A 24,224-nucleotide genomic window follows, 5' to 3' on the forward strand; every position below is an offset into this window, starting at 1 on the left:
GGCTTCTTGCGAGACTGCATCCTTGGACAATTCAAGGCCTTGTGCATCACACCAGCGTGCCCTCGACTGGCTGAACTTCTTTCTTGCCGATGTGCGCGACGGCCTCGGTCCCTACCTGGCGATCTACCTGCTGGCGGTGCATCAGTGGCAGCCGGCGAGCATCGGCCTGGTGATGTCGGTGGCTGGGGTCGCGGCACTGCTGACTCAAACCCCGGTCGGCGCCTTGACCGACCGCACGCCGGCCAAGCGCACCCTGATCGTCATTGCGGCGTTGTTGGTCACTGGTGCCTGCCTGCTGCTGCCGTGGCTGTCCACGTTCGGCTGGGTGGCCGTGACCCAGACCCTCAGCGCCATGGCCGGTGCCGTGTTTGCCCCCGCCATCGCCGCGATCTCTCTGGGCATCTGCGGGCCCAAGGCGTTCACCCGGCGGGTAGGGCGCAACGAAAGCTTCAACCATGCGGGCAACGCCGTGTCGGCACTGTTGGCAGGGGTATTGGCGTATGCCTTTGGCCCTGTCGTGGTGTTCTACCTCATGGCGGTCATGACCGTGGCCAGCATCGTGGCCGTCAGCCGCGTGCCGGCGGCGGCCATCGATCATCAGCTGGCCCGTGGCCTGGCCCACGCGCCTGGCGCTGAGGAACAACCGGCGGGCTTGCGCCTGCTACTGCACAACCGCACCTTGTTGCTGTTCGCGGTGTGCTGCGCGCTGTTCCACCTGGCCAACGCGGCCATGCTGCCATTGGTGAGCCAGAAGCTGTCTCAGGTCGATATGCGCCTGGCTACCACCTTGACCTCGGCCTGCATCGTTGCCGCGCAGCTGGTCATGGTGCCGATGGCCTGGCTGGTGGGTGCCAAGGCCGAGCAGTGGGGGCGCAAGCCGTTTCTGTTGGCTGGTTTTCTGATTCTGCCCCTGCGTGGCGCGCTGTACGTGTTTTCAGACAGCCCGTTCTGGCTGGTGGGCGTGCAATTGCTTGACGGTGTGGGCGCAGGCATTTTCGGCGCGCTGTTCCCCATCGTGGTGCGCGATCTGACCGAGGGCACTGGGCGCTTCAATGTCAGCCTCGGGGCGCTGACCACCGTATTCGGTCTTGGCGCTGCGCTCAGCCCTGGCATCGCCGGGCTGGTGGTGCAGTCGGCCGGTTACGATGCGGCATTTCTGACCTTGGCCGGCATCGCCGCGGTAGCGTTCGTGCTGGTGTGGGCCGCGGTGCCGGAAACCATGGCAGACAACGCACGGTCATCGGTACCGTCGGCCACGCCAGTCGGCCCGGCAGCCTGATACCGCGGCGGGCAATTGCCTTGAACCGTCGGTCTCAGGGCGTTGCCCAAGTGTTGACCACAAGAGGACAGCAACATGACTGAACAGAACAAGGATCAGCAGCAATCCCAGGTGCCGGCCCATTCGACGGAAGAAGAAAAGGCTCGCCTGAAAGACAAGAACAAGGACGGCATCCCGCCAGGCGCCGAGTGACAGGGCGCCTGTGTGCTGACAGGTCAGGGAGGGGCGCGGATCACCACGGGATCTGTTGCCCGTCCCAGGCCCAGAACCCGCCACTGTCCAGCGGCTCGACCCGGCTCACCAGGTCAAGCAGGCACTGCGCGGCAAAGCGCGTAGCGAACAGCTTGCCCGCTGGGACATTGGCTTGGAAAGGCCGCGACAGCTGAGTATCTGTCGTGCCAGGGTGCAAGGCCAACACCGTGGCCTGTGGATTGAGCCGCTTGAGCTCGATGCTCGCGGTGTGCAGTAGCTGGTTGAGCGCCGCCTTGCTCGCGCGATAACTGTACCAGCCGCCCAGCCGATTATCGCCAATCGAGCCGACGCGGGCCGACAGGGCGGCAAAGGTTGTCGGCTGTTGACGCAGCAGTGGCATGAGGTGCTTGAGCAGCAGGATCGGCGCGAAGGCGTTGGTCGCAAAACTCGCCTGCAGGCCGGCCAAGTCTAGCTGTGCCAGGGACTTCTCCGGCTTCGCACCGTCCTGATGCAGAATACCCAGTGTGCTGATGACCAGATGCAGGTGTTGGCTGACTTGCCTGATCCGCGTCGCCAAGGCGGCTAGCGCCTGCTCGTCACGCGCATCGCAGGCGATGACGATCAACCGCTCACCATGCTGCGCCGCCAGCGCTGCCAGTGCTTCGCTGTTGCCTGCGCTTCGCGATACGGCCCACAGGCGTGCCACGTCATCGCGTGCCAGCAGCGTTTCGCACAGGGCCAGGCCTATCCCGGCGCTAGCGCCGCATACCAGTGCATCGGCAGTGCCGTCCAGATTGGGGATCAGACTCATTGGGGACCTCGGGTCAGGCGGTTGGGCAGGATGTTTTCATGCCGCTTGTCGCAACTGAGGCACTCAGCGGCGTTTGAGTTCCTCAGAGTTATAGGTGCGGATCGGCTGCACCGCAGATTGGAGAATTATCATGGCGATCGATCACAACGGCCCTGACGCCCCGTACCCAGGGCCAGCCGAAGGCGACACCGAGCAAAACGCAGGCCACGGCTCAGGGCTTGAGCAGTCGCCATCGGAGCCCAAGCAGGGTACAGGTGAGGCATGGTCGGCCAATCGTCCAGAGGACTGGAACCCACCACCGGGCAATCCGGGTTCCGATCAGGACTCTCAAGTACCGCGTGACAACGGCACCGCGCGCACCCATGAAGATCCGCCGCTGCACAGCGACGACGATGCGCCCATCGAAGAGGAGCTCAAGGACGTCGAGGCGAACAATTCGGTGTCCAGCGAGCATCCCAAGCCGTGATAACCCGGTGACAGCGATGCAAAATTTGTTGCAATAGGCCCAGCCCGGCTAAGGTTGCTGGATAACCTAGCCGGAGTTACCCGAATGCGGTTCTGCTGCCTGTTGCTTGCGTTGCTGTCGCTGCCCTTCGCCCACGCTGAGTCTGCCACACCCGTGGTGGGCGGTTGGACCTTGGTCGATCAATTCGATCGCGCCTATACCCTGGATGACAGAACCCAAGTGGTCCTCATCGCCCGCAGCTTTTCCACTGCGCGCATGGTCAACCGCGCCATCGAGCAGGCGCCTGCCGGCTATCTAGACGAGCGCGCGGTGGTGTTCGTGGCCGACATCGCGCAAGTGCCCAGCATGGCGCAGGCGGTGTTGATTCCGTCCATGCGCTCAGCCAAGTACCGGATTCTGCTGGATCGTGAAGGGCGTGTAGCCGAGCGCTATGCAGGTGACCGCGACCAGGTTCAATGGCTTCAATTGCAAGGAGGGCAGGTGGTGAGTGAGCGCAGGTTCACTGACTCCGCAGCGCTGAATCAGGCATTGGCTGAGCTTAAATAACCTTGATCATCCGGCGTTGACTCTGCCAGAGGACGCACAGCCTCCAGGATTCAAGCTAGGCAGCCGGAACGGCCGGGTTGCAACGCAGCCCCGGCAGTATCAGCTACGCAGCCGATAGCCTGAGTTCCGCTGCACGCCTCTTCAGTCACCGCTTCGGCGCCCCGCCAGCGCCTGCACCACCTGCTCGGTGCCCGTCGTCAGCCCCGCCACGGCATCCTCGGCGTCGCTGTCGACTACCACCAGCTTCGCGCCGCTGGCCTCGATTATCTCAGCGAGCGCCGCATCGGGCTGCCGATGATCCAACACCAGCGCCACGTCCTGCTCCTTGAGTGTATCGGCCAATGCCTTGAGCGCCACCGCGTCCCATTTGCCGTCGGTGGGCAGCGGTTGCTCCACTACATCCAGGTTCAAACCACTGGCCAGGTATCCCAGGCGATCGGACAGGCTGACCACGCTGAGGTTGTCAGCCTTGGCCAGTTCCACCTGGCTATTGGCGGTCAGTGTCAGCAACCGACGCTTGAGTTGCGCAAGGTTGTGCTGAATCGCTGACTTGTCGGCCGGCGCCAGACGTTCCAGGTCATTGGCCACGACATCGGCCATGCGCCCAAGATTGGTCGGATGCAGCCACGGGTACGCGGCATAGGCGTCGTCACCGTTCACCGCGATACCCGGCAAGGCGCCGTCGACCGGGCGCGCCGCGTCGATCTCGACGATGCGGATATTGCTGCGCCGCGCCAGTGGATACAGCGGATCGTCGCGCCAAATCGAACGCACGCCGATGACCGCATCGGCCTGTTGTGCCGCCTTGGCCAGGCCGGCGGCGCCACGGCTGCTGAAGTACGAGGGCTGGCGGCTGGCCGGCAAGCTTGCAGGCGCTGCGCGGGTGAGCTGCACGGCGGTGCCCTCGAGCAAGGTGCTGGCCAGGCTATGGGTCACCGGCAAGGTGGTCAGTACCTGCGTGGCCGAGGCCAGCATGGGCAGGCCGGCGAGGGTGAGGGCGATAGTCAGGTGCTTCAAGTTCATGCCGGATTTCCTTGCAGGCGTGGAACGAGGGTGCGGGCCAATGCGGCGAGGGCGAAGCAGATGCCAGCGACCAGGATGATCGCGGCACCCGATGGCACCGGCAGGTCCAGAACGATTGGCAGCAGGATGCCCAGCAAGGTGCTCAACGTGGCAATCACCACCGACACGAAGAAGAACCCCTTGAGCGATTGGCTGACCAGGCGTGCGGCGGCGGCCGGGATCACCAGCAAGGCACCGACCAGGATGGCTCCGATCACCTTGACCGCTGCGACTGTCACCAAGGTCACCAGCACCACGAACAGGTAGTCCAGGGTCTTCACCGCGACCCCGCGTACGGCAGCCAGTTGCGGATTGAAGCTCGCGAGCATGATGCGGTTGTACAGCGGCAAGGCCAAGGCCAGCACCAGCACAGCGACGATGCCCAGGACCACCAGGTCTTGCCCGCTGACCGTCAGCACCGAACCGAACAGCACGTTTTCGAGGATGTGCACGTTGATCTTGCCTGCGAGCATCAACAGCAGGCTCGCGCCAAGGGCCAGGGATACCGACAGGAACACGCCGATCAAGGTGTCCGGCGACAGCCCCGTGCGGTTGCGCAGAAAGTTGAGCAGAATGCCGAACAGCAGGCAGTAGCCGAACAGGCTGCCGTAGGGGCCGGTGTAGGGCTCGCCGAGCAGGATGCCGATGGCCACGCCGGTCAGCGCCGCATGGCCCACCGCCTCGGAGAAGAAGGCAAAGCGCTTGACCACCACCAAGGTGCCCAGCCCGCCCAGCACCGGCCCGATCATCAAGCCTGCGAGCAAGGCGTTGACCACGAAACCATAGGCCAGGGCCTCTGGCAGGTAACCGGCGCCGGCCCATTCCTGGATCAGCTGGCGAAATGCGTCGAAACTCATCAGGCAAGGCTCTCGCTGCGTGGGTGAACGGAAAACAGCCCGAGCAGCCGCTCGGGCGTCAGGGCTTCGGCTGGCGGGGCGTCGAACAACACCTGGCGACTCAGGCCGGTGACCCGGTCGGCCAGGCGCAGCACCGCCTCCAGGTCGTGTTCGATCCACAGCACCGTGGTACCTGCCTGGCGCCAGCTGTGCAGCAGCTGCTCGAACACCTGAATGCCCGCTTCATCGAGCGCCGACATCGGCTCATCGAGCACCAGCAATTGCGGTTCGGGAATCAAGCCTTGGGCCAGCAGCACACGCTGGCGTTCGCCGCCAGACAGCGCACCCATGCGGCGCTTGCGCTTGTCGAGCATGCCGACCCGCGCCAGTGCCGCATCGATCGCCGGCTGCACGCGCCGCGACAGGCCAAGGAAGGCCGGACGACGCTGGCACATGGCGGCCATGAAGTCGTCCACGGTCATCGGCAACCCACGGTCGAATTCCAGCGCTTGCGGTACGTAGCCGATGACCTGTTGATCGCCAGGCCAGTGCAGGGTCAGCTGACCCTGATGCGGCATCTGCCCGAGCAGCGTCTTGATCAGCGAGCTTTTGCCACCGCCATTGGGTCCGACGATGGCATGCACGCTGCCGGCCTCGACCGCGAAGTGCACCTGTTCGAGGATGCGCGTGCGGCCCAGGGTCAGGTCGATGCCGGCGAACTCGATGCGCGGCCCGGCGGCCAGGCGCAATTGAGCGGCGGCGGTCATGCGCGGTTCTCCTGAATGGCGCGCACCACGGTGTCGAGGTTGCGCTGCATCTCGACCTCGTACTTGTCCTTGGTGTACTCGCCATAGGAGATATGCGTCAGCGGATACAGGCGCACCCCCGACTCGCGCTGGATGGTTTCGACGTACGCCGAGGGGAAGTCCATCTCCGAGAAGATCACCTTGACGTCCAGCGCCTTGAGTTGGTCGATGGTTTTTTTCAGCTGTGCCGGGCTTGGTTCGATGCCGTGGGCCGGCTCGACCACAGCGGTTACCTCAAGACCGAAATCGCGCACCAGATAGTCATAGGCCGCGTGGATGGTGGCGACCCGGAACGTCGCTGCCGGCGCTTCGGTGACCTTGGCCAGGGCCTCGGCGCGCAAGGTGCGCAGGCGCTTGGCATAGGCGCGGGCATTTTGTGTGTAGAAGCGGGCGTTGTCCGGGTCGAGCTTGCCCAGCTCGCGGGCGATGTTGTTGACCTGGGCGATGGTGGTGCTGATCGACAGGAACGTATGCGGATTGACCACCTTGCCGGCACCGCGCGCAGCGATACCAGTGGCGGCCAGCAACGGCACGTTCTGGTTGGCCTCGATGGTGGCGATGGCGGGTTTTTCACTGGCGGCGATCATGCGGTCAGCGAAGTCGTCATGACCGACGCCGTTGAGTACGATCACGTCCAGCGTGCCGATCCGCTTGATATCTTCGGCGCGCGGCTCGTAGGCATGCGGGTTGAAGCCTGCAGGGATCAGCGGGACGACCTCGGCCTTGTCACCGACGATGTTGCTGACGTAACTGTAATAGGGGTGCAGGGTGATGCCGACGCGCAGGGGCTTGCCTGTGTCGGCCATGGCCAGTGCCGGCAGGGCGCAGGCCAGGAGCAGGGCGAGGGTTTTGCGAAACATGGGAAATCCTTGGGTTCAATGGCGGTGTTCGCGGGTGACCCCGGCGTCGTAGTGGCTGACCACCTGCTGCCAGCCCGCATCGATCAGGGCTGCTGGCTCGAAGGTCGTGATTGGATCGGCTGCGCCATCGCGGCGTAGCCAAATGTCGACCTCGCCGGTGGTGTCGTGCGGCACGATCATCAGAAAGCTGCCCGCCACTCGCGGCGCCTGGCTGTGGCCCAGGTAAGCGCCGCTGGGCAGCCACTGCCAGTGATGGTCACCGCGGCTCTGGCTGCCCGCGTCGTCCACGAACGGCGGCAGCGCTTCGCCGGCCAAGGTGGCGACGCTGGGCACGCTGCCGGTGTCCTCGCGCAGCAGCTGAATTTCATCGAAGGCCACCCTCAGGTCGGTGTAGATGCCCTGTTCGGCGGCGCTCAAGTCGCGGCGCGCGTCGATCTGGTGGCCGGCGATGGTTTGTTCGTCCTGGCGCTCACCGCGCAGCATGACCACGCTGGCGGAGAGGGCGACGATCAACAGGCTGATCAGCAACACGAAGAGCGTCTCATGGCCAGCACCGGCCGGGCGTACCACTTGGCTGTGGTGAGGGGCGGGGCGGTTCATGGCAGCGCGGCTCATGGTTGGGCGATGTCGGCGTGGTCGACTTCTACCACGTGACCAGGGCCTGCATCGAACAGTACATAGAACTCCCCATCGGGGCGCTTGAAGGTCAGGCTCGAGTCATCGCCGAGCTTGCCGCCTACCAGCACTTGTTCGTCGTAGCCGATGACATCGAGCGTCACCCCCGGGGCACCACTGCCATCGGAAAAGCCGCCCGTGCACTTGACCTGCCCGCCCACGAGCTCTTCGCACTCGCACATCGGGTTGTGGGCCAGCGCCGGGCCGGCAGCAAGCATCAGCAGGGGCAGGGCGAGCCTGCGCATCAGGTGTTTCATGGTTTGCCTCCTTGTTTTTCAAGCCAGGCGAGGGTCGCCGGCGATGCCTTGGCCAATGGCACCGACGCCTGGTGCATGCTGCCGTCCCAGCCTTCGATGGTGATCCAGATCTGCGCGTCGGTACGGGTGCGTGGCGGGATCGGCAGGTTGGTGATCATGCGGTACGGCGCGCCAAAGAAGATCGTGCCCGCCGCCCGCAGGCTGCGCGGCTTGCCGATACGCAGGTAGACCGCCTTGACGTCATTCACGCAGGCTTTGCACAGCGCGGCGTTGAACAGCTTGAAATGGCCGGCAGGTCCGTCGGCGCGGGGTGCTTCGTCACGCAGTTCGGCCAGGTCCAGGCTGTAGGGGCCTACGGCGATGGCGCTGATCGGGTTGGCGCCGAGCCCGGCGTCGCCGCGGAACAGTTTGGCGTCGGCAAAATATTTGGGCATGAAGCCCAGGGGTATGAGGATCAGCAGGATGTTGAGGTGAAAGCGCCACTTCAGCCACCAGCTTTTCAACGAGCGAGGCGGCACAGCATGTGTCTGGTTCATGGCTGCACCTCCAGGCGGCTGGGCTCAGCCGCAACCCGCGGCCTCCGTTCGCTGCGCTTGAGGGCGGCGGCAGTGGCCTGGGCCGTGCGTTTGGTCCAGATCAACAGGCCGCTGAACACCATCAAGGTCAACACCAGGCCGAAGAAGAACCACACCAGCTTGATCACCAGGCCGCCGAAGTCGCCGGTGTGCAGCGGGCGCATGGATTCGGTGACGAATTCCAGGGCGGAGCGGTCGCTGAGCAGGAACTGGCTGTCGACGGCGCGCGTATAAGGGTTGACCGAAGCGCTCTGGAACATCAGCGGATACCAGCCGCGTCCGCCCATTTCGATATGGCTATAGGCAGTAGCCGGCAGCGACACCGAGGTGATGTCCAGGCTCGGTATGGCCAAGCCGGCGATTCGCGCTGCCTCGTCCAGGTCGATGCGCGGCGCCGGGCCGCCATCGCTGCTCTGTGGCACCTGCTCGCGGGCGATCACCGGCACGATCGGTTCGCTGGAGATGGTGATCTGGTTATCGAACAGGATCGCCCGAATCAGGAACCAGATACTGGTGATGGATATCACGGCAATGAACCAGATCGACCACACCCCGGCCAGGCGGTGCACGTCGCCCCAGAAGATCCGTGCACCCTGGCCCAGGCGCACCGGTTTGAAGAAGCCTTTCCAGAACTTCTTGTACACCACAAGGCCGGTCACCAGCGATGCCAGCATCGGCAAGCCGAGCAGCGACACCATGTACCAGCCCCAGCTGAAACCGCTGGTGAAGGGCACCAGCCACCAGCCGTGCAGGGCGCGGGTGAACGCCTCGAAGTTGAAGTCAGGCATCTTGCCCTGGATGACCCCGGTATACGGGTTGACATAGAGCGTAGGGCTCGAGCCATCGGCTCGGGTGACGTCGACGCGCAGGGCGAAGTGCGAGCCGTCGGGTTGGCTGATCGAGTTGATCGCCATGTCCGGCTCGGCCTGGTGCAAGGCATCGAAGACCTGCTGGAAGCTCAAGCGCTGCGTGGCACCGTCAGGCTTGCTGGCGCGCACATCCGGGTTGGCCAGCCAGACGATCTCCTGGCTGACCACGGCGAGCATGCCGGTGAAGCAGACGATCAGCACGAAGAACCAGATCGGCAGGGCGAGCCAGCTGTGCACCAGAAACCACAGCTTGGACTTGGATTTTTTCGGTGATTTGGCCATCGGTCATTCTTCAAGAAAAGGGGCGAACACAGGCCCAACCAACAGGGGCTGTTCTTGAGAAGACGAATGAGAATGGAAATCTTGCGAGATTAAATGCAAGCAAATATTTCAAAGGCCCGGGCAAGCAGGGCGCTCGAAGCGCCCTGCTGCCTGCAGGCCTCGGCTATGCGCTGGTCAGCGCCAGCGGCGCCTGGGCAGCGCCGTGTTGGCAGGCCAGGTCGCGGTGCAGCGCTCGTGCGATCTCTGCGGCGCGCGAAGGCAGCACCGACAGCAGGGTATCGCTCAGGCCGTGGCTGTTTTCACAGAAGCCTTGCAGGTACACCGATGCCTGCAGCTCAGGGCCGGCCAGCAAGCGGTAATTGCGGTCGACGTTGAAGTCCTCCACGTAATCGGCCAAGGGCGCCAACAGCTCGCGGTGAGAGCGGCGCTCGTAGCCCGTGGCGAGGATCACCGCATCGTAGCGGTGGGTCTGCTGCTGACCGGTGGCCAGGTCGCGCAGGGTCAGTTCGATGCCATCGCGTGTGGCCACCACTGCTTCCACCTGGCGCCGACACAGTACGTTATGGCGGAACTGATGGGCCACTTTCTGCCGGTAGAGAATGCCGTAGATCCGCTCGATCAGGTCGAGATCGACCACCGAATAGTTGGTGTTGTGGTATTCACCGAGCAACTTCGCGCGCTGGTCGGCCGGCTCGTTGTAGACCAGGTCGGTGTAGTCCGGCGAGAAGATCTCGTTGACGAACGGGCTGTCGTCGGCGGGTTTAAGGGCAGAACCGCGCAGAATCATGTCGACCTTGACCGACGGGTAGCTGTCGTTGAGGTCAATGAACGCCTCGGCCGCGCTCTGGCCGGAGCCCAGGACAGCAATGCGCATGGGTTTGCCAGCGGTGCAGGGCAGCTTGCTCAGGCTGCTGAGGTACTGGGAATGGTGAAATACCCGCGGATCGTCCTTGAAGGCACCGAACTTCTCGGGGATCTTCGGTGTGCCGCCGCTGCCCACCACCACCGAACGGGTCAAGCGGCTGAATTCGCGGCCCTGGGCATCGCGCGACACCAGGCGCAGGTGCTGGACGCGACCCTCCTTGAGCTCAGGTTCGATGCGCAGTACCTGCTCGCCGTACACCGCCTGGTTGGCGAAATGCTCGGCAGCCCAGCGCAGGTAGTCGTTGTACTCCAGGCGGCAGGGATAGAACGTGCCCAGGTTGATGAAATCGGCCAGGCGCTGCTTCTGGTGCAGGTAGTTGACGAAGCTGTAGGGGCTGGTCGGGTTGCGCAGCGAGACCAAGTCCTTGAGGAAGGAAATCTGCAGCTCGCTTTGCGTGGCCAGGGTTTCACCGTGCCAGCGGTATTCCTCCTGCTTGTCGATGAACAGCGCGTCGAGGGCATGACCTTGGGTCTGGGCGAGTTCTTCCAGGGCGATGGCCAAGGCCAGATTGGACGGGCCGAAGCCTACGCCGATCAAGTCCTTGATGATTTCCGTGTGTGCAGGCTGGCTCATGGCTGCGATTCCATAAAGGGTCGAATGTGGGCGCATGCCGTAGCTCCGGCGCCTGCGCTTGTACATTGGGTGGAACGAGCCAAGGGAAAGGTAATTTACTGCCAGCCGGGTGCACGCTAAAGCTCTGCGCCCCTCGGTCGATATGCTGGTCAACGCAAGGACCCACTGCACGGCAGGGAGACAAAAATGGTTGGTATCGCAGCAGTCAACATCAGCAACAATGCGGCCCAGGCACTGGGTAGTGCCCAGGCCGCAGACAGCGAAAAGGCCACGGCGGCCGGGTCGAAACTGCACGTCGACACCGGCAAGGTCCGCGGCGACGGCCAGGCCCAGGCGACCAAAGGTACCCAGGACAGCAGCGCCAGTGATGAGCCTGCGCACATCAAGCAGCTACGCGAAATGATCAAGAAACTGCAAAAGCAGCTGACCGAGGAGCAGAAGCAATTGGCCAGCCTGATGGCGCAGAAGGGCGACGATCCCACCCGTCTGGCGGCCATCACCGCCAAACAGGCCAGCATCGCCACCTTGGCAGGCGAGATCATGACGGCCACCGGGCAACTGCTCGAGGCGCTGCAGAAGAGTGGCGGCAGCAGCGCGGGTAGTGTGGTCAACACCCAGGCTTGACGCGGGTAGCGAGCGGCCTGTCGGTGCTGGGGCAATGATCGGACGCGAGGCTCAGTCCGCAGCGACGCGTCCCTTGCCCTGCCGGTCGGACTTGTACTGCATGGCCACCGCCGGCGCTGGCTTGGCGGCACCGGTTTCCAGCCACTGGCGCAGGCGGCTGGCGTCGGCGAAGTGGGTGTACTTGCCAAAGGCGTCGAGAATAACCATGGCTACCGGGCGGTTGTCCATCTTGGTCAACAGCACCAGGCAGTGCCCAGCCTCGTTGGTGAAACCGGTCTTGGTCAGGCTGATGTCCCAATTGCTCTTGTTCACCAGATGATCGGTGTTACGAAAGCCCAAGGTGTAGTTGGGCTTGCGGAACGCCACGGTCTTTTCCCGGGTGGTCGACAGTTGGCTGAGCAGTGGGTATTTGCGCGAGGCCAGCAGCAGTTTGGCCAGGTCGCGCGCACTGGAGACGTTCTGCGTCGATAACCCGGTCGGCTCGACGTAGCGGGTGTGCGCCATGCCCAGTGCACGGGCTTTGGCGTTCATGGCCTTGATGAACGCCGGATAGCCGCCTGGGTAATGGTTGGCCAGCGAGGTGGCCGCGCGGTTTTCCGATGACATCAAGGTGATCAACAGGGTTTCGCGCCGATTCAACTCACTGCCCAGGCGTACCCGTGAATACACCCCGCGCATGTCCGGGTTGTTGGCGATGGTCATGGTGAGCATTTCGTCCATCGGCAGCTTGGCGTCCAGCACCACCATCGCAGTCATCAGTTTGGTCACCGAGGCGATCGGTACCACGCGATCGGCATGGCTTGAATACAGCTCCTGATTGGTGTTGAGGTCGATCAGCAGGGCACTGCCCGATGCCAGGTGCAATTTGGACGGGTCACGCTGGACCTTGGCCGGGGGTTGAGCAGCAGCGGTCGACGGCAGCGTCGCGGTACCTGTGAGCAACAGCAGCAGGCTGAGTATGGACAGGGATGTTTTCACAATGAGGCTCACTAAAGGTTGGTATGTCGTTGGCTGTGCAAGGGTTTTCCCCCAAAAAACCGCTGCATTCTGGAGTATGGCTCAACGGCTGTCGAATGCCTTATATCCAAAGGGCTAAACGTGAAGGAAATTTAATCCTGTACCCATTTTGTACCCATTACGTCACCTCACGCCGGGCGAGATAAGCCCAATAGTTTGGGCATAGTCAGTTGGCATAGATAGGCTGGCTGTCGCACTGGGCGGCGAATTGCTTCGCTGCAACCGTGCGGCCAAAAAGGGTAAGCGGCCTGGGTGCTGGCATGGATGACTTGCGCTGCCATGAGGCTGCGGCAGTTAGCTGTTGATCAGCTATCCGGAATGCGGGATTCGCCGAGCCCGCGCAGCATTTGGCGCCGCTCGGCGAGTTTCTCCATGAAGCTTAAATGCTGCTTATCCCGACCTCAGCGCAGTATGACGCTGCCGCGCTCTCGATCAACGCAATGTTCTTCTTGGCCCGCGACAACAGGAACCATCCCAGGGCAATCATTATGATCCCTGGAATAATCAGAAAGAGCATGGGTATTCCCAGCGCGATGCAACACCATCCGATGAGCTTGAGAAACTTTGCGCCTTTGAGCAGCATGTTTTTCTGCGCAAAAACCGCATCAGGGTCTTTGGACCCCAGCATCTTGAAACTCCCCACGATTTCCCGCTCGCTTGTCATCCACATGAGGCGTACAGCTCCTTTTTACGTCCAATGAAACGGTATTCGTCGTAGGCGTGTCCGGCTTTGCGCGTCACGGTTTAGCCGTCTTCTGGCAAAACAGACGTCGCAAGCGCTTGAAAAGTCGCCGGAGAATAATCATGGAAGCCACGTCGATCAAGCTTTCAAGCGAAGCGTCTTGGGCAATGCAGCACCCATTCATGCAGCGGGCACCGCCGGCGTCTTATCTTGCAGCTCGGTTTTATTCCCTGTTTTGTACAGGTGCCGTTAGTTTCCATGCCTGATAAAGGATGATGCTGTGGACGGCATGCAACCGCTCCCCGCTGTTCTGCCAGGCAAAAAAAGACCCACCAAAAGGTGGGTCGCAAAGGGCGTAGGGAGCAACGCACAACAAATTCGGTCAAGCGATGAAACAATCGGCCTGCAGCTGCTCGGCCAGGGCCTGGGCGCTGGCGCGGCTGGCCAGCGGGCCGCTCACCGGCTCGCCATTGCTGACCAGGTACCAACAGGCCAGCAGGCCTTGCGCACGCAGCGCGGCAGGGACGGCAGTGCCGACGACGGACATGATCTGGATAGTGGTCATGGGGACCTCCTGTAAACGTGGGCCTACCTTACCCAGCAGCCGTCGGCGTTTGAAATCAACACGCTCAATAGTGCTCATTAGTTTTATCAACGGTCTCAGGTGACGAGCACTGCCAACGCCTGTCTGCGGGCCTTGTTACTATGACAACGACCTGTGTAAAACAGGCACAGGGAAAGGGTAAAGGTTGTGTAAGGTAAGCCTGGCGGTCGGCGTGGCCCGGCGCAGTGGTGGTGAGTATCTAGAAGAAGGAGCGATTCATGGCGGTCACCCCCAGCAGAGACACCGTGTTGTGTATTTCCCTGGCGGGACGGCCAGGTACGTTCGGCGTGCGTTTTCACAATCACCTGTACCAGCAGCTCGGGCTGGACTTCTACTACAAGGCCATGACCACCGATGACCTGCCGGCGGCCGTGGCAGGTATCCGTGCCTTGGGCATTCGCGGCTGCGGGGTGTCGATGCCGTACAAAGAGGCCTGCATGGCCCTGGTCGATGAAATCGACCCATCGGCAGCGGCAATCGAGTCGATCAACACGCTGGTGAACGAGGCAGGGCGCCTGAAGGCCTATAACACCGACTACCTGGCGGTTCGGCAATTGCTCGAGCAGCATGCAGTCGATCAGGATACCGCATTTGCCTTGCGCGGCAGTGGCGGCATGGCCAAGGCAGTGGCCTGCGCGTTGCGCGATGCTGGCTTTGCCGAGGGCATCATCGTGGCACGCAACGAGCAGGCTGGGCGGCAGTTGGCCGATGTCTGCGGATACCGCTGGGTGGCGGAGCTGGGTGACCTGTGCCCGCCGATGCTGGTAAACGTCACGCCGATCGGCATGGCCGGTGGGCCGGAGGCGGAGCAACTGGCCTTCAGCGACACTGCCATCACGGCTGCCGAGCGCGTCTTCGACGTGGTCGCGATGCCCGCGCAGACGCCCTTGATCCGCCGCGCCCAGGCGCTGGGCAAACCGGTGATCACAGGCTTGGAGGTCATCGCCTTGCAGGCCCTGGAGCAATTCGTGCTGTATACCGGCGTCAGGCCAACCCCGGAACAAGTCGATGCGGCGGTGGCTTACGCGCGCGCCGCATCGGTGAGTTGATTGCCCTTAGCGGGCGCGGTGGCGCCCATCCAGTTGCTGGTCGACCAGTGCTCGGCCGTGGGCCAGCGACACGTGCTGGGCATTGTCCAGGTCGGAGAAGAACTTCATCGGCATCGACATGCGCCTGCTGACATGACCCTGCGGATCGGTGATCAGACAGCCAGCGGCATAGGGCAGGGGGGAATCGGGATGGGGCATCACGCTGGCAGTGATGATGTGGTCGCGGTATTCACAGTGAAGAGATTGCATCGTCCTTACCTCGCTGTGGTGGGTAAAGCCATAACTTTGATATACCACAGCAGGGGGCCGGCGAAACCCGGCCCGACGAGCGTACCCAGGGGTGATCAGCCCTCGAGTGCGGCCGGCTGGATCACTTCGACCCAATAACCGTCCGGGTCTTTGATGAAGGCCAGGTGGTTCATGCGCCCGTCTTGCAGACGCTTCTGGAAGGGCACGCCCAGCGCCTCGAAACGGGCGCACGCCTCGCGCACGTCCGGCACCGATACGCAGATGTGGCCGAAGCCGCGCGGGTCGGTGTTGCCGTTGTGGTAGACGACCTCAGGGTCGTTCTCGCTGCCGTGGTTGTGGGTCAGTTCCAGTACGCCTGGGATCGACTTCATCCACTGATGGCGCGCGGCGTCATCGGCGGGGATCTGCGCCAGGTCGACCAGCGCCAGGAAGTACAGGCTGAAGGCCGCATCCGGGAAGTCGCGCTTGTCGACGACGCGAAAGCCCAGCACGCGGGTATAGAAGTCCAGCGATTTCTCGATGTCCTTGACCCGCAGCATGGTGTGGTTGAACACGAACTGGGCGGTGGCGGCGTCAGGCTGCGCGGTGACACCAGGCAGGGTTTGCAGATCATGCAGGCTCATAGGAACTCCAATAGCGAAGCTGGCAAGCGGTTGCCAGCGCAACAAACAAGCAGACCATGATACGGCAGTGAAGATTCAGCGCAAATGAAAGCGCCCTGCTCTTGAAGGAGCAGGGCGCTGGAATTAGAGGCCCGCATGTGCGGGCGCGTGATGGGGTCGCTAGTCCGTTAGCTGGTTCGATAGTGCGCGCGGCGGTGTGAAAAAAGTGTGAAGCGCTTGTTGATGTTTCATCCGCGCAGCCAACTGTCTACCGTGCTGGCGCCGTATTGCTCTTTCCAGGCCTTCAGGCCCCGGTGATTACCCCCTTTGGTTTCGATCTTTTCGCCGGTATGCGGGTTTTCGTAGACTTTCACCACGCGCGCCCGACGCTGTTGTTTGGGCGCACTCGCTTTACCCCGTGATGGCGTCTTGGGGTCGAGCAGCGCGACAATATCACGCAGGCCCTTGTCATAGGTTTTCATCAACCCAACCAGCTTCTGCTCGAATTCAATTTCCCGTTTGAGGCCGGCGTCCTTTTTTAACGCCTCCAGTTGCGCCATCTGTTCTTGAAGCGCTTTTTCGGCGGCGCGAAACTCTGCAAGTCTGGACACTGTCATCACTCCTTAACGTCTTCAGCGGCAGGGCGCAACGCAACTGTCAAGCACTTGGCGCCGGCCACGCGGTTTAAACATCAGTCCACTGACTTCGAGTGTAGTCAGCCCATGGCATTCGGCAAACAGCTAACTTTGATTAACTAATTCGGGAACTTTCTGCTGTTGCCCGTGCTGTCCACTTCGCTCATTGAATTGATCCATGCGGCGCTGTCAATTGCCGGGCGCGATGGCCTCGCTCAGCTATAACTTCACCATCATCCTCGTTTCATAAGCGACCGTGTAATGAAAACCTTGCTGTTGATCGGAATCGGTCCCGGCGACCCACGCCAGATCACCCTCGAAGCACTCGATGCCTTGCGCCGCGCCTCGGTGTTTTTCGTACTGGACAAGGGCACTGACAAAGACGCGTTGCTGCACCTGCGCAAAAACATGCTCCAACGCCACTGCCCGCAGGGCAACTACCGGCTGGTCCAAGTTGCCGACCCGCAGCGCGACGCCGATGCGCCCGACTATAAGGCCGCGGTTCATCAGTGGCATTCCCAACGGGCCAGGTTGTATGCGCGGCTGATCGATGAAGAACTGGGCAGTGACGACACCGGAGCCTTCTTGTTGTGGGGCGACCCCTGTCTGTACGACAGCACGTTGCGCATTCTCGACCTGGTGCGTGAGGCTGGCGTAGCGATGCATGTAGAAGTGATTCCCGGCATCAGCAGCCTACAGGCCCTGGCGGCCAGGCATCAGGTGCCGCTGAACCGCGTGAGCGAGCCGCTGACCGTGCTGCCGGGGCGACACCTGACAGCCCATGGGCAGCTAGACAACGTGGTAGTCATGCTCGATGGCCAATGCAGGTTTGCAGCGCTGCACGACCCGGCGCTGCACATCTACTGGGGCGCCTACCTGGGCACTGAGCACGAGGTGCTGATCGCCGGGCCGTTGCAGGCAGTCAAGGCCCGGATACTTGAAGTGCGCGAGCGTGAGCGGCTACGCAGGGGGTGGATCATGGACATCTATTTGCTGCGCAGGACTGTCTAGCTAGCCATGCGTTGGCCAACATGAAACATCTCAGGGTTTGCCGAGAATGCGGTAAACCGTGTCGCGCAGTTCATCGATGCTGAACGGTTTGCCGATCAAGTGCATGCCCTCCGGCACCACCACATTTTCCGCATAGCCGCTGGCGAACAAGATCGGCAGCGAAGGGCGCACTGCCCGTGCTTCGCCAGCCAGTTGGTCGCCGCGCATGTCAGGCAGGCCCACGTCGGTTACCATCAGGGCCAGGTGCTGCTCGGGATCGTTGAGAATCCTGAGCGCAGCAGCGGCGTTCTCCGCTTCGATGGTGGCGTAGCCCAAGTCGTCGAGCACTTCGACCATCAGCATCCGTACGATGTCGTCGTCTTCGACTACTAGAAGGTGCATGGGTTGATTTCCTGTTATTGAAGGCATGTCCCTATCTGTGCGCCAGACAGAGAAAGAAGTTCCCGAGGATACCGATTGTGCAATCTCGATGGAACGATTCGCATGGCACACCTTCAAATACTGGCTAAATGCCCTGCCGGTACTGTGCGCAGCCGGTTAGACTCGGCGGTTGACCGCTGAGTACAGCGGTAGATAACAACAAGGCGGTGGCCGCCACTCTTTTTCAATGGACTTTTCGCGCGGGCGTTTTCGAATGATTCAAGCAGCCTCAATGGACCAGCAGAGCTTTCGCAAGCTGTTGAGCCGCAACATTGGCCTTCCCTTGGGGGTAGGCCTGCTCGGCGCCGTGGCGTTCGTCGCGGTCATCAATTACTTGCTGTCAGCCATGCAATGGGTCGAGCACACCGACCGGGTAATCGGCAACGCCAACGAAACGGTGAAGCTGTCGATCGACATGGAAACCGGCATGCGCGGTTTTCTCATTACCGGCGACGAGCGCTTTCTCGATCCCTACGAGGTGGCCAAGCCACGTATCCTGGCAAGCCTGAAAAGCCTGCGCGAAATGGTCGAAGACAACCCGCAGCAGCTCGACCGCATCGACCGCCTGGTCGCCCTGCAAGGCGCCTGGAACGATTTCGGCAGCGAGATGATCGAGCAGCGACGCAACGGCGGCGATTACCGTCAGTCCGTCATCAATGGTCGCGGCAAGCGCATCACCGACGAAATTCGCAAAGAGTTCGACGACCTGATCGGCAGCGAACAGCAACTGCGCATGGCCCGAAATGAAAAGGTCAGTTCGGTCACCGTCACCGCCATCAGTGTATTCGTGCTGTTCATCGTCGGCCTCAGCGCCATGCTGGCGTACCTGGGCCGCCGCGATCTCCTGGCGCTCTCTGACAGCTACACGGCCAACCTGCAGGCGCAACAGCGCTCGGCCGAGCGTCTCGAGCACCAGGCCTGGCTGCGCAATGGCCAGACCCGCCTGGCCGAACAGGTGCTGGGACAACTGACCCTGACCATGCTCGGCGACAAGATCCTGCGCTTCTTCGCCGGCTACTTGGGCAGCGTGGTCGGCGCCTTGTACGTGCGTGACGACCACGGGCGCCTGGTCCGCGTGGCCAGCTACGGCCTGGACGCGGCCGAGCAGGCGCGCACCCAAGTGCTCGGCGAGCACGACGGCCTGCTGGCGCAAGTGGTGCGGGAAAACCGCCTGCTGCGTCTGGATGACCTGCCTCAGGACTATTACCACCTCAGCTCCGGGCTCGGCAGCGGGCTGCCGCGCAGCGCTCTGTTGATGCCGACCAGCGACGATGGACAGATCAACGGCGTGATCGAGCTGGGCTTCCTGCGCCCCTTGCAGGAGCGCGACGACGAGCTCATGCAGCGCATTGGCGAAAACCTCGGTATCTCGGTAGAGAGTGCGCGCAATCGCCAGCGCCTGCAGGAAGTACTGGCCGAAACCCAGCAACTCAATGAAGAGTTGCAGGTCCAGCAGGAAGAACTCAAGACCGCCAACGAAGAGCTCGAAGAGCAATCGCGGGTGCTCAAGGAATCCCAGGCGCACCTGGAAACCCAACAGGCCGAACTTGAGCAGACCAACGAGCAGCTGTCGGAGCGCACCGACGCCCTGAACCGCAAGAACGACGAGCTCAGCCAGGCCCAGCAAGAGTTGCAGGCGCGTGCCGATGACTTGCAGCGCTCGAGCAAATACAAGTCCGAATTCCTCGCCAACATGTCCCACGAGCTGCGCACGCCGCTCAACAGCTCGCTGATCCTGGCCAAGCTGCTGGCCGAGAATGGCGAAGGCAACCTCAGCGCCGAGCAGGTCAAGTTTGCCGAGTCGATCTACTCAGCCGGCAACGACTTGCTGAACCTGATCAACGATATTCTCGACATCGCCAAGGTCGAGGCCGGCAAGCTCGAGGTGCGTCCGGAAACCACCCAGCTGGCGCGTCTGGTGGAGGGCCTGCGTGGGATGTTCCTGCCACTGGCCGAGCAGAAGGGCCTGGGCTTCGAGGTCAGCGTCGCGCCCACGGTGCCGGCCACCTTGTTCACTGACCGTCAGCGCCTGGAGCAGATCCTCAAGAACCTGTTGTCCAACGCCTTCAAGTTCACCGAACACGGCAAGGTCAGCCTGGACATCGGTTACCAGGCCGACAGCGGCATCATTTTTTCGGTGCGCGACAGCGGCATCGGCATCGCCGCCGACCAGCAACAGGCGATCTTCGGCGCCTTCCACCAGGTCGATGGCACCAGCAACCGCCGCTATGGCGGCACCGGCCTGGGCCTGTCGATCTCGCGCGACCTGGCGCTCCTGCTGGGGGGGCAGATCACCGTGCAGAGCACCCCAGGCCAGGGCAGTGTGTTCAGCCTGACCTTGCCTGAGCGCTACGAGTCGCAGGATCAGGATATCGAGCCTGTAAGCTTGCGCCCTGCGGTCGACAGCTTGCCTGCGCCGCGCGTGCCTGCCTTGCCAGCGACGAGCAAGAGCCCTGGGCCAACCTTTGCCGATGACCGTGAGCGTGCCCCATTCGACAATCGTTGCATCCTGGTGATCGAAGACGAGCCCAACTTCGCTCGCATCCTCTTCGACCTGGCCCACGAGCTGGGCTACAACTGCCTGGTCGCCCATGGCGCCGACGAAGGCTTCGAGCTGGCCGCGCAATACCTGCCTGACGCGATTCTGCTGGACATGCGCTTGCCCGATCACTCCGGCCTGACTGTATTGCAGCGCCTCAAAGAGCAGGCCAGCACCCGGCACATCCCGGTGCACATCATTTCGGTGGAAGACCGGGTCGAGGCGGCCATGCACATGGGCGCGGTGGGTTATGCGGTGAAACCGACCAGCCGCGAACAGCTCAAGGAAGTCTTCGCTCGCCTGGAATCCAAGCTGACCCAGAAACTCAAGCACATCCTGCTGGTCGAGGACGATGACCTGCAGCGTGAGAGCATTGCGCGCCTGATCGGCGACGACGACATCGAGATCACCGCCGTGGCCCTGGCCCAGGATGCCCTGGCGCTGCTGCGCGAGAACATCTACGACTGCATGATCATCGACCTCAAGTTGCCGGACATGCTCGGCAACGAGCTGCTCAAGCGCATGACCGCCGAGGACATCCGCGCCTTCCCGCCGGTGATCGTCTACACCGGGCGCAACCTCACCCGCGAGGAAGAAACCGACCTGCTCAAGTATTCGCGTTCGATCATCATCAAGGGCGCGCGCTCGCCAGAGCGTCTGCTCGACGAAGTGACACTGTTCCTGCACAAGGTCGAATCGCAGTTGTCCCATGAACGTCAGCGCATGCTCAAGACCGCACGCAGCCGCGACAAGGTGTTCGAGGGGCGCAAGATCCTGCTGGTGGATGACGATGTGCGCAACATCTTCGCCCTGACCAGTGCCCTGGAGCACAAGGGCGCCATCGTCGAGATCGGCCGCAACGGCCGCGAGGCCATCGAGCGTCTGGAGCAGCATGAAGATATCGACCTGGTGTTGATGGACGTGATGATGCCGGAGATGGACGGTTTCGAAGCGACCCGCCTGATCCGTCAGCAGCCGCGCTGGCGCAAGCTGCCGATCATTGCCGTCACCGCCAAGGCGATGAAAGACGACCAGCACCGCTGCCTGCAAGCGGGCGCCAATGATTACCTGGCCAAACCGATCGACCTGGACCGCTTGTTCTCGTTGATCCGCGTCTGGCTGCCGCAACTGGAGCGAATTTGATTAGCGAGCGCAACACCGACATCGAGATCCGGCTGCTGATCGAGGCGATCTACCTCAAGTACAGCTACGATTTCCGCAACTACTCCGGCGCTTCGATCAAGCGCCGGATACTTCATGCCCTGCGACAGTTCGACTGCCAGACCGTTTCGGCCTTGCAGGAGCGGGTATTGCATGACCCTGGCATGTTCATGCAACTGCTGCAGTACCTGACGATTCCGGTGAGCGAGATGTTTCGCGACCCCAGCCACTTCCTGGCGCTGCGTCGAGAGGTGGTGCCGCTGCTGCGCACCTGGCCGTCGATCAAGGTGTGGATCGCCGGTTGCAGCACTGGGGAGGAGGTGTATTCGATGGCCATCCTGCTGCGTGAAGAAGGCCTGCTCGAGCGCGCCATCATCTATGCGACCGACATCAACCCGCATTCGCTGGACCGTGCCAAGCAAGGCATCTATACCCTGCAGAGCATGCGTGGGTACGAGGAAAACTATCGCCTGGCCGGTGGCCGTCGTGATTTCTCCGATTACTACACCGCCGCCTATGGCAACGCCATCATGGACAGCAGCCTGCGTGAGAACGTGACGTTCGCCGACCACAGCCTGGCCACCGACAGCGTGTTCTCCGAGACGCAGCTGATCTCGTGCCGCAACGTGCTGATCTACTTCAACAAGGAGCTGCAGGACCGGGCCTTCGGGCTGTTTCATGAGTCCTTGTGCCACCGCGGTTTCCTGGTCCTGGGCAGCAAGGAATCGGTGGACTTTTCAGCATACAGCGAGCGTTTCCAGCCGCTGGTCAAGCCTGAACGGATCTTTCGTAAATCATGAACGGTATCCAGGCGGTGGTCATTGGCGCCTCGGCAGGCGGCGTCACGGCGCTGTTCACCGTGCTCGGCGCGCTGCCAGCGAACTTCGGCATTCCGGTGCTGTGCGTGCTGCACCTGCCTGACGATCGCCACAGCCAGTTGGCCGAAGTGCTGCAGCGCCGCGTGCGGCGCCCGGTGCGCCAGGCCTGTGACAAGGAACCGATTGCCGCTGGACAGATCTATGTAGCCGGGCCGGGCTACCACCTGTCGGTCGAAGCGGACTTCAGCCTGTCACTGAGCCAGGAGGAGCCGGTGCATTTTTCCCGCCCAGCCATCGATTTTCTGTTCACCTCGGCGGCCGATGCCTATGGCCGCGCATTGCTCGGCGTACTGCTCACCGGTGCCAACGAAGACGGCGCCCAAGGGCTTGCCTACATCAAGAACAGCGGCGGCCGGACTGTGGTCCAGGACCCCCGCGACGCACAGGTGGCGCTGATGCCGGAGGCCGCGTTGGCCCTGCACCAGCCTGACCTTATCCTTTCTCTTAGCGGTATCGGGCAGTTGCTCGCTACCCTGGAATCCAGCGAATGCTAAGCCATACCACCGCCAAACTGCTGATCGTCGACGACCTGCCGGAAAACCTGCTGGCGCTCGACGCGCTGATACAAGGCGATGACCGTGAAGTGCATCAGGCCCAGTCGGCCGAAGCGGCGTTGTCGCTGCTGCTCGAGCATGAGTTCGCGTTGGCCATCCTCGACGTGCAGATGCCTGGGATGAATGGCTTCGAGCTGGCCGAGCTGATGCGCGGCACGGAGAAGACGCGTCATATCCCGATCGTCTTCGTCACCGCTGCCGGGCGAGAAATGAACTACGCATTCAAAGGCTATGAAAGTGGTGCGGTGGACTTCCTGTACAAGCCGCTCGACACCTTGGCGGTCAAGAGCAAGGTGTCGGTGTTCGTCGACCTGTACCGTCAGCGCAAGGTCCTCGACCGGCAATTGCAGGCGCTCGAACGCAGCCGCCAGGAGCAGGAGCTGCTGCTGGGGCAGTTGCAGCTGGCACGCGGCGAGCTGGAGCACGCGGTGCGCATGCGCGATGACTTCATGTCGATCGTCTCCCATGAGGTGCGCACACCGCTCAACGGGCTGATCCTGGAAACCCAGTTGCGCAAGATGCACCTGTCGCGCGGCAACCTCGAGGCGTTCAGTGCCGACAAGCTGCAGGCCATGGTCGAGCGCGACGAGCGGCAGATCAACAGCCTGATCCGCCTGATCGAAGACATGCTCGATGTCTCGCGCATCCGCACCGGTAAACTGTCGTTGCGGCCCAAGGTCTTCGATCTCAGTCAGCTGGTGCGCGGCCTGGTGGAAAACTTCAGCGCGCAGGCGGCGACATTGGACACCTGTATCGAGCTGCAACGCTGCGAAACACTCCAGGGCCTGTGGGATGAATTCCGGATTGAACAAGTACTGGCCAACCTGCTGTCCAATGCATTGCGTTACGGTGAACACAAGCCCGTGCATGTCAGGGTCTTCGGCCAGGACGGCATGGCGTGGGTACAGGTGCAAGACCATGGGATCGGAATCAGTGCCAGCAACCAGCAGCGCATCTTCCAGCAGTTCGAACGGGTCGCTACCCAGCAGAGCAGTGCCGGGCTTGGGCTGGGTCTGTATATTTCCGAGCAGATCGTGCAAGCGCACGGCGGGCGGATTCACGTCGAGAGCGAAGTGGGGCAGGGCTCGACCTTCAGCCTGCTGTTGCCCTTGGCAGGCGTCACCGAACAAAACGACCAGCTGCGGGCAACCTCCGTCTAAGGCTGGGGTCAGATGGCCAACTGTA

27 protein-coding genes are annotated in these 24,224 nt (G+C 62.3%); 10 read left to right on the forward strand and 17 right to left on the reverse strand.

The window, feature by feature from the left end; translation table 11 throughout:
* The first annotated feature begins 22 nt into the window (after positions 1 to 22).
* Complete coding sequence (locus ACLEJW_RS09605; protein WP_313296715.1) at positions 23 to 1,279, forward strand: MFS transporter; 1,257 nt, start codon at positions 23 to 25, stop codon at positions 1,277 to 1,279.
* A gap of 232 nt (positions 1,280 to 1,511) precedes the next feature.
* Here the strand turns inward: ACLEJW_RS09605 and ACLEJW_RS09610 are convergent, their stop codons facing one another.
* Positions 1,512 to 2,282, reverse strand: a complete 771-nt coding sequence (locus ACLEJW_RS09610) for an SDR family NAD(P)-dependent oxidoreductase (protein WP_313296718.1) — start codon at positions 2,280 to 2,282, stop codon at positions 1,512 to 1,514.
* A 130-nt stretch (positions 2,283 to 2,412) separates the two neighbouring features.
* On the opposite strand from ACLEJW_RS09610, the gene ACLEJW_RS09615 reads away from it, so the two are divergent.
* Together ACLEJW_RS09615 and ACLEJW_RS09620 are read left to right on the forward strand one after the other, a co-directional pair.
* Positions 2,413 to 2,748: a hypothetical protein gene (locus tag ACLEJW_RS09615; protein ID WP_440777459.1), complete on the forward strand. Its 336-nt coding sequence runs from the start codon at positions 2,413 to 2,415 to the stop codon at positions 2,746 to 2,748.
* Between the two features lie 84 nt (positions 2,749 to 2,832).
* Positions 2,833 to 3,294: a hypothetical protein gene (locus ACLEJW_RS09620; protein WP_145182822.1), complete on the forward strand. Its 462-nt coding sequence runs from the start codon at positions 2,833 to 2,835 to the stop codon at positions 3,292 to 3,294.
* Positions 3,295 to 3,435: 141 nt separating this feature from the next.
* Here ACLEJW_RS09620 and ACLEJW_RS09625 read toward each other — a convergent pair whose 3' ends face one another.
* The 9 genes from ACLEJW_RS09625 to ACLEJW_RS09665 all read right to left on the reverse strand — a co-directional run bounded on the left by ACLEJW_RS09625 (position 3,436) and on the right by ACLEJW_RS09665 (position 11,014).
* A complete protein-coding gene (locus ACLEJW_RS09625; protein ID WP_313456587.1) occupies positions 3,436 to 4,317 on the reverse strand; it encodes a metal ABC transporter substrate-binding protein in 882 nt (293 codons plus the stop codon).
* Positions 4,314 to 5,213 carry a metal ABC transporter permease gene (locus ACLEJW_RS09630; protein ID WP_440777460.1) on the reverse strand — a complete coding sequence of 300 codons (900 nt, stop codon included), beginning with the start codon at positions 5,211 to 5,213 and terminating at the stop codon, positions 4,314 to 4,316. The genes ACLEJW_RS09625 and ACLEJW_RS09630 overlap by 4 nt, the downstream gene beginning before the upstream one ends.
* On the reverse strand, positions 5,213 to 5,959 hold the full coding sequence (locus ACLEJW_RS09635) for a metal ABC transporter ATP-binding protein (protein ID WP_145182831.1): 747 nt from the start codon (positions 5,957 to 5,959) through the stop codon (positions 5,213 to 5,215). The genes ACLEJW_RS09630 and ACLEJW_RS09635 overlap by 1 nt, the downstream gene beginning before the upstream one ends.
* Entirely contained in the window at positions 5,956 to 6,858 is a 903-nt protein-coding gene (locus ACLEJW_RS09640) for a metal ABC transporter substrate-binding protein (protein ID WP_313456591.1), read from the reverse strand. Before ACLEJW_RS09640 ends, ACLEJW_RS09635 begins: the two co-directional genes overlap by 4 nt.
* A gap of 15 nt (positions 6,859 to 6,873) precedes the next feature.
* Positions 6,874 to 7,458 (reverse strand): DUF6162 family protein, encoded by a 585-nt coding sequence (locus ACLEJW_RS09645; protein WP_440777461.1) that lies wholly within the window; start codon positions 7,456 to 7,458, stop codon positions 6,874 to 6,876.
* Between the two features lie 11 nt (positions 7,459 to 7,469).
* Positions 7,470 to 7,790 carry a hypothetical protein gene (locus ACLEJW_RS09650; RefSeq protein WP_440777462.1) on the reverse strand — a complete coding sequence of 107 codons (321 nt, stop codon included), beginning with the start codon at positions 7,788 to 7,790 and terminating at the stop codon, positions 7,470 to 7,472.
* Positions 7,787 to 8,326, reverse strand: coding sequence for a thiamine pyrophosphate-binding protein (locus tag ACLEJW_RS09655; protein WP_145182843.1), 540 nt, complete (start codon positions 8,324 to 8,326; stop codon positions 7,787 to 7,789). The genes ACLEJW_RS09650 and ACLEJW_RS09655 overlap by 4 nt, the downstream gene beginning before the upstream one ends.
* Positions 8,323 to 9,516: a PepSY-associated TM helix domain-containing protein gene (locus ACLEJW_RS09660; RefSeq protein ID WP_440777463.1), complete on the reverse strand. Its 1,194-nt coding sequence runs from the start codon at positions 9,514 to 9,516 to the stop codon at positions 8,323 to 8,325. The genes ACLEJW_RS09655 and ACLEJW_RS09660 overlap by 4 nt, the downstream gene beginning before the upstream one ends.
* Positions 9,517 to 9,679: 163 nt before the next feature.
* Positions 9,680 to 11,014, reverse strand: a complete 1,335-nt coding sequence (locus ACLEJW_RS09665) for a lysine N(6)-hydroxylase/L-ornithine N(5)-oxygenase family protein (RefSeq protein WP_313456598.1) — start codon at positions 11,012 to 11,014, stop codon at positions 9,680 to 9,682.
* Between the two features lie 186 nt (positions 11,015 to 11,200).
* Here ACLEJW_RS09665 and ACLEJW_RS09670 point away from each other — a divergent pair, with 186 nt between their 5' ends.
* A complete protein-coding gene (locus ACLEJW_RS09670) occupies positions 11,201 to 11,638 on the forward strand; it encodes a hypothetical protein (protein WP_145182853.1) in 438 nt (145 codons plus the stop codon).
* Between the two features lie 51 nt (positions 11,639 to 11,689).
* Here ACLEJW_RS09670 and pbpG read toward each other — a convergent pair whose 3' ends face one another.
* The 3 genes from pbpG to ACLEJW_RS09685 all read right to left on the reverse strand — a co-directional run bounded on the left by pbpG (position 11,690) and on the right by ACLEJW_RS09685 (position 13,902).
* Positions 11,690 to 12,616 (reverse strand): D-alanyl-D-alanine endopeptidase, encoded by a 927-nt coding sequence (gene pbpG, locus ACLEJW_RS09675; protein ID WP_145182855.1) that lies wholly within the window; start codon positions 12,614 to 12,616, stop codon positions 11,690 to 11,692.
* Positions 12,617 to 13,034: 418 nt separating this feature from the next.
* On the reverse strand, positions 13,035 to 13,325 hold the full coding sequence (locus ACLEJW_RS09680) for a hypothetical protein (RefSeq protein ID WP_313296740.1): 291 nt from the start codon (positions 13,323 to 13,325) through the stop codon (positions 13,035 to 13,037).
* Between the two features lie 394 nt (positions 13,326 to 13,719).
* The gene (locus tag ACLEJW_RS09685) at positions 13,720 to 13,902 is read right to left on the reverse strand and encodes a hypothetical protein (protein ID WP_145182861.1); all 183 of its coding nucleotides are present in this window, start codon (positions 13,900 to 13,902) and stop codon (positions 13,720 to 13,722) included.
* Positions 13,903 to 14,159: 257 nt separating this feature from the next.
* On the opposite strand from ACLEJW_RS09685, the gene ACLEJW_RS09690 reads away from it, so the two are divergent.
* On the forward strand, positions 14,160 to 14,990 hold the full coding sequence (locus tag ACLEJW_RS09690) for a shikimate 5-dehydrogenase (RefSeq protein ID WP_440777464.1): 831 nt from the start codon (positions 14,160 to 14,162) through the stop codon (positions 14,988 to 14,990).
* Between the two features lie 6 nt (positions 14,991 to 14,996).
* Here the strand turns inward: ACLEJW_RS09690 and ACLEJW_RS09695 are convergent, their stop codons facing one another.
* From ACLEJW_RS09695 to ACLEJW_RS09705, 3 genes are all read right to left on the reverse strand, one after another.
* Positions 14,997 to 15,239 (reverse strand): hypothetical protein, encoded by a 243-nt coding sequence (locus ACLEJW_RS09695; RefSeq protein ID WP_145182866.1) that lies wholly within the window; start codon positions 15,237 to 15,239, stop codon positions 14,997 to 14,999.
* A 95-nt stretch (positions 15,240 to 15,334) separates the two neighbouring features.
* On the reverse strand, positions 15,335 to 15,862 hold the full coding sequence (gloA, locus tag ACLEJW_RS09700; RefSeq protein WP_145182869.1) for a lactoylglutathione lyase: 528 nt from the start codon (positions 15,860 to 15,862) through the stop codon (positions 15,335 to 15,337).
* A gap of 227 nt (positions 15,863 to 16,089) precedes the next feature.
* A complete protein-coding gene (locus tag ACLEJW_RS09705; protein ID WP_145182872.1) occupies positions 16,090 to 16,452 on the reverse strand; it encodes a histone-like nucleoid-structuring protein, MvaT/MvaU family in 363 nt (120 codons plus the stop codon).
* Between the two features lie 285 nt (positions 16,453 to 16,737).
* On the opposite strand from ACLEJW_RS09705, the gene cobF reads away from it, so the two are divergent.
* Complete coding sequence (cobF, locus tag ACLEJW_RS09710) at positions 16,738 to 17,487, forward strand: precorrin-6A synthase (deacetylating) (RefSeq protein ID WP_313296751.1); 750 nt, start codon at positions 16,738 to 16,740, stop codon at positions 17,485 to 17,487.
* Positions 17,488 to 17,517: 30 nt separating this feature from the next.
* Here cobF and ACLEJW_RS09715 read toward each other — a convergent pair whose 3' ends face one another.
* On the reverse strand, positions 17,518 to 17,868 hold the full coding sequence (locus ACLEJW_RS09715) for a response regulator (protein WP_145182878.1): 351 nt from the start codon (positions 17,866 to 17,868) through the stop codon (positions 17,518 to 17,520).
* Between the two features lie 253 nt (positions 17,869 to 18,121).
* Between ACLEJW_RS09715 and ACLEJW_RS09720 the strand changes: the two genes are divergently transcribed.
* Genes ACLEJW_RS09720 through ACLEJW_RS09735 form a run of 4 tightly spaced genes read left to right on the forward strand, consistent with a single transcriptional unit; the run spans position 18,122 to position 24,199 of the window.
* Positions 18,122 to 21,589, forward strand: coding sequence for a response regulator (locus tag ACLEJW_RS09720; RefSeq protein ID WP_440777465.1), 3,468 nt, complete (start codon positions 18,122 to 18,124; stop codon positions 21,587 to 21,589).
* Entirely contained in the window at positions 21,586 to 22,407 is an 822-nt protein-coding gene (locus ACLEJW_RS09725) for a CheR family methyltransferase (protein ID WP_145182884.1), read from the forward strand. Before ACLEJW_RS09720 ends, ACLEJW_RS09725 begins: the two co-directional genes overlap by 4 nt.
* A complete protein-coding gene (locus tag ACLEJW_RS09730) occupies positions 22,404 to 22,979 on the forward strand; it encodes a chemotaxis protein CheB (protein ID WP_313456620.1) in 576 nt (191 codons plus the stop codon). Before ACLEJW_RS09725 ends, ACLEJW_RS09730 begins: the two co-directional genes overlap by 4 nt.
* Positions 22,973 to 24,199, forward strand: a complete 1,227-nt coding sequence (locus tag ACLEJW_RS09735; RefSeq protein ID WP_145182891.1) for a hybrid sensor histidine kinase/response regulator — start codon at positions 22,973 to 22,975, stop codon at positions 24,197 to 24,199. The genes ACLEJW_RS09730 and ACLEJW_RS09735 overlap by 7 nt, the downstream gene beginning before the upstream one ends.
* The last annotated feature ends 25 nt before the right edge of the window (positions 24,200 to 24,224 follow it).

Source organism: Pseudomonas sp. SMSB3, from assembly GCF_052041965.1.
Classification (GTDB): domain Bacteria; phylum Pseudomonadota; class Gammaproteobacteria; order Pseudomonadales; family Pseudomonadaceae; genus Aquipseudomonas.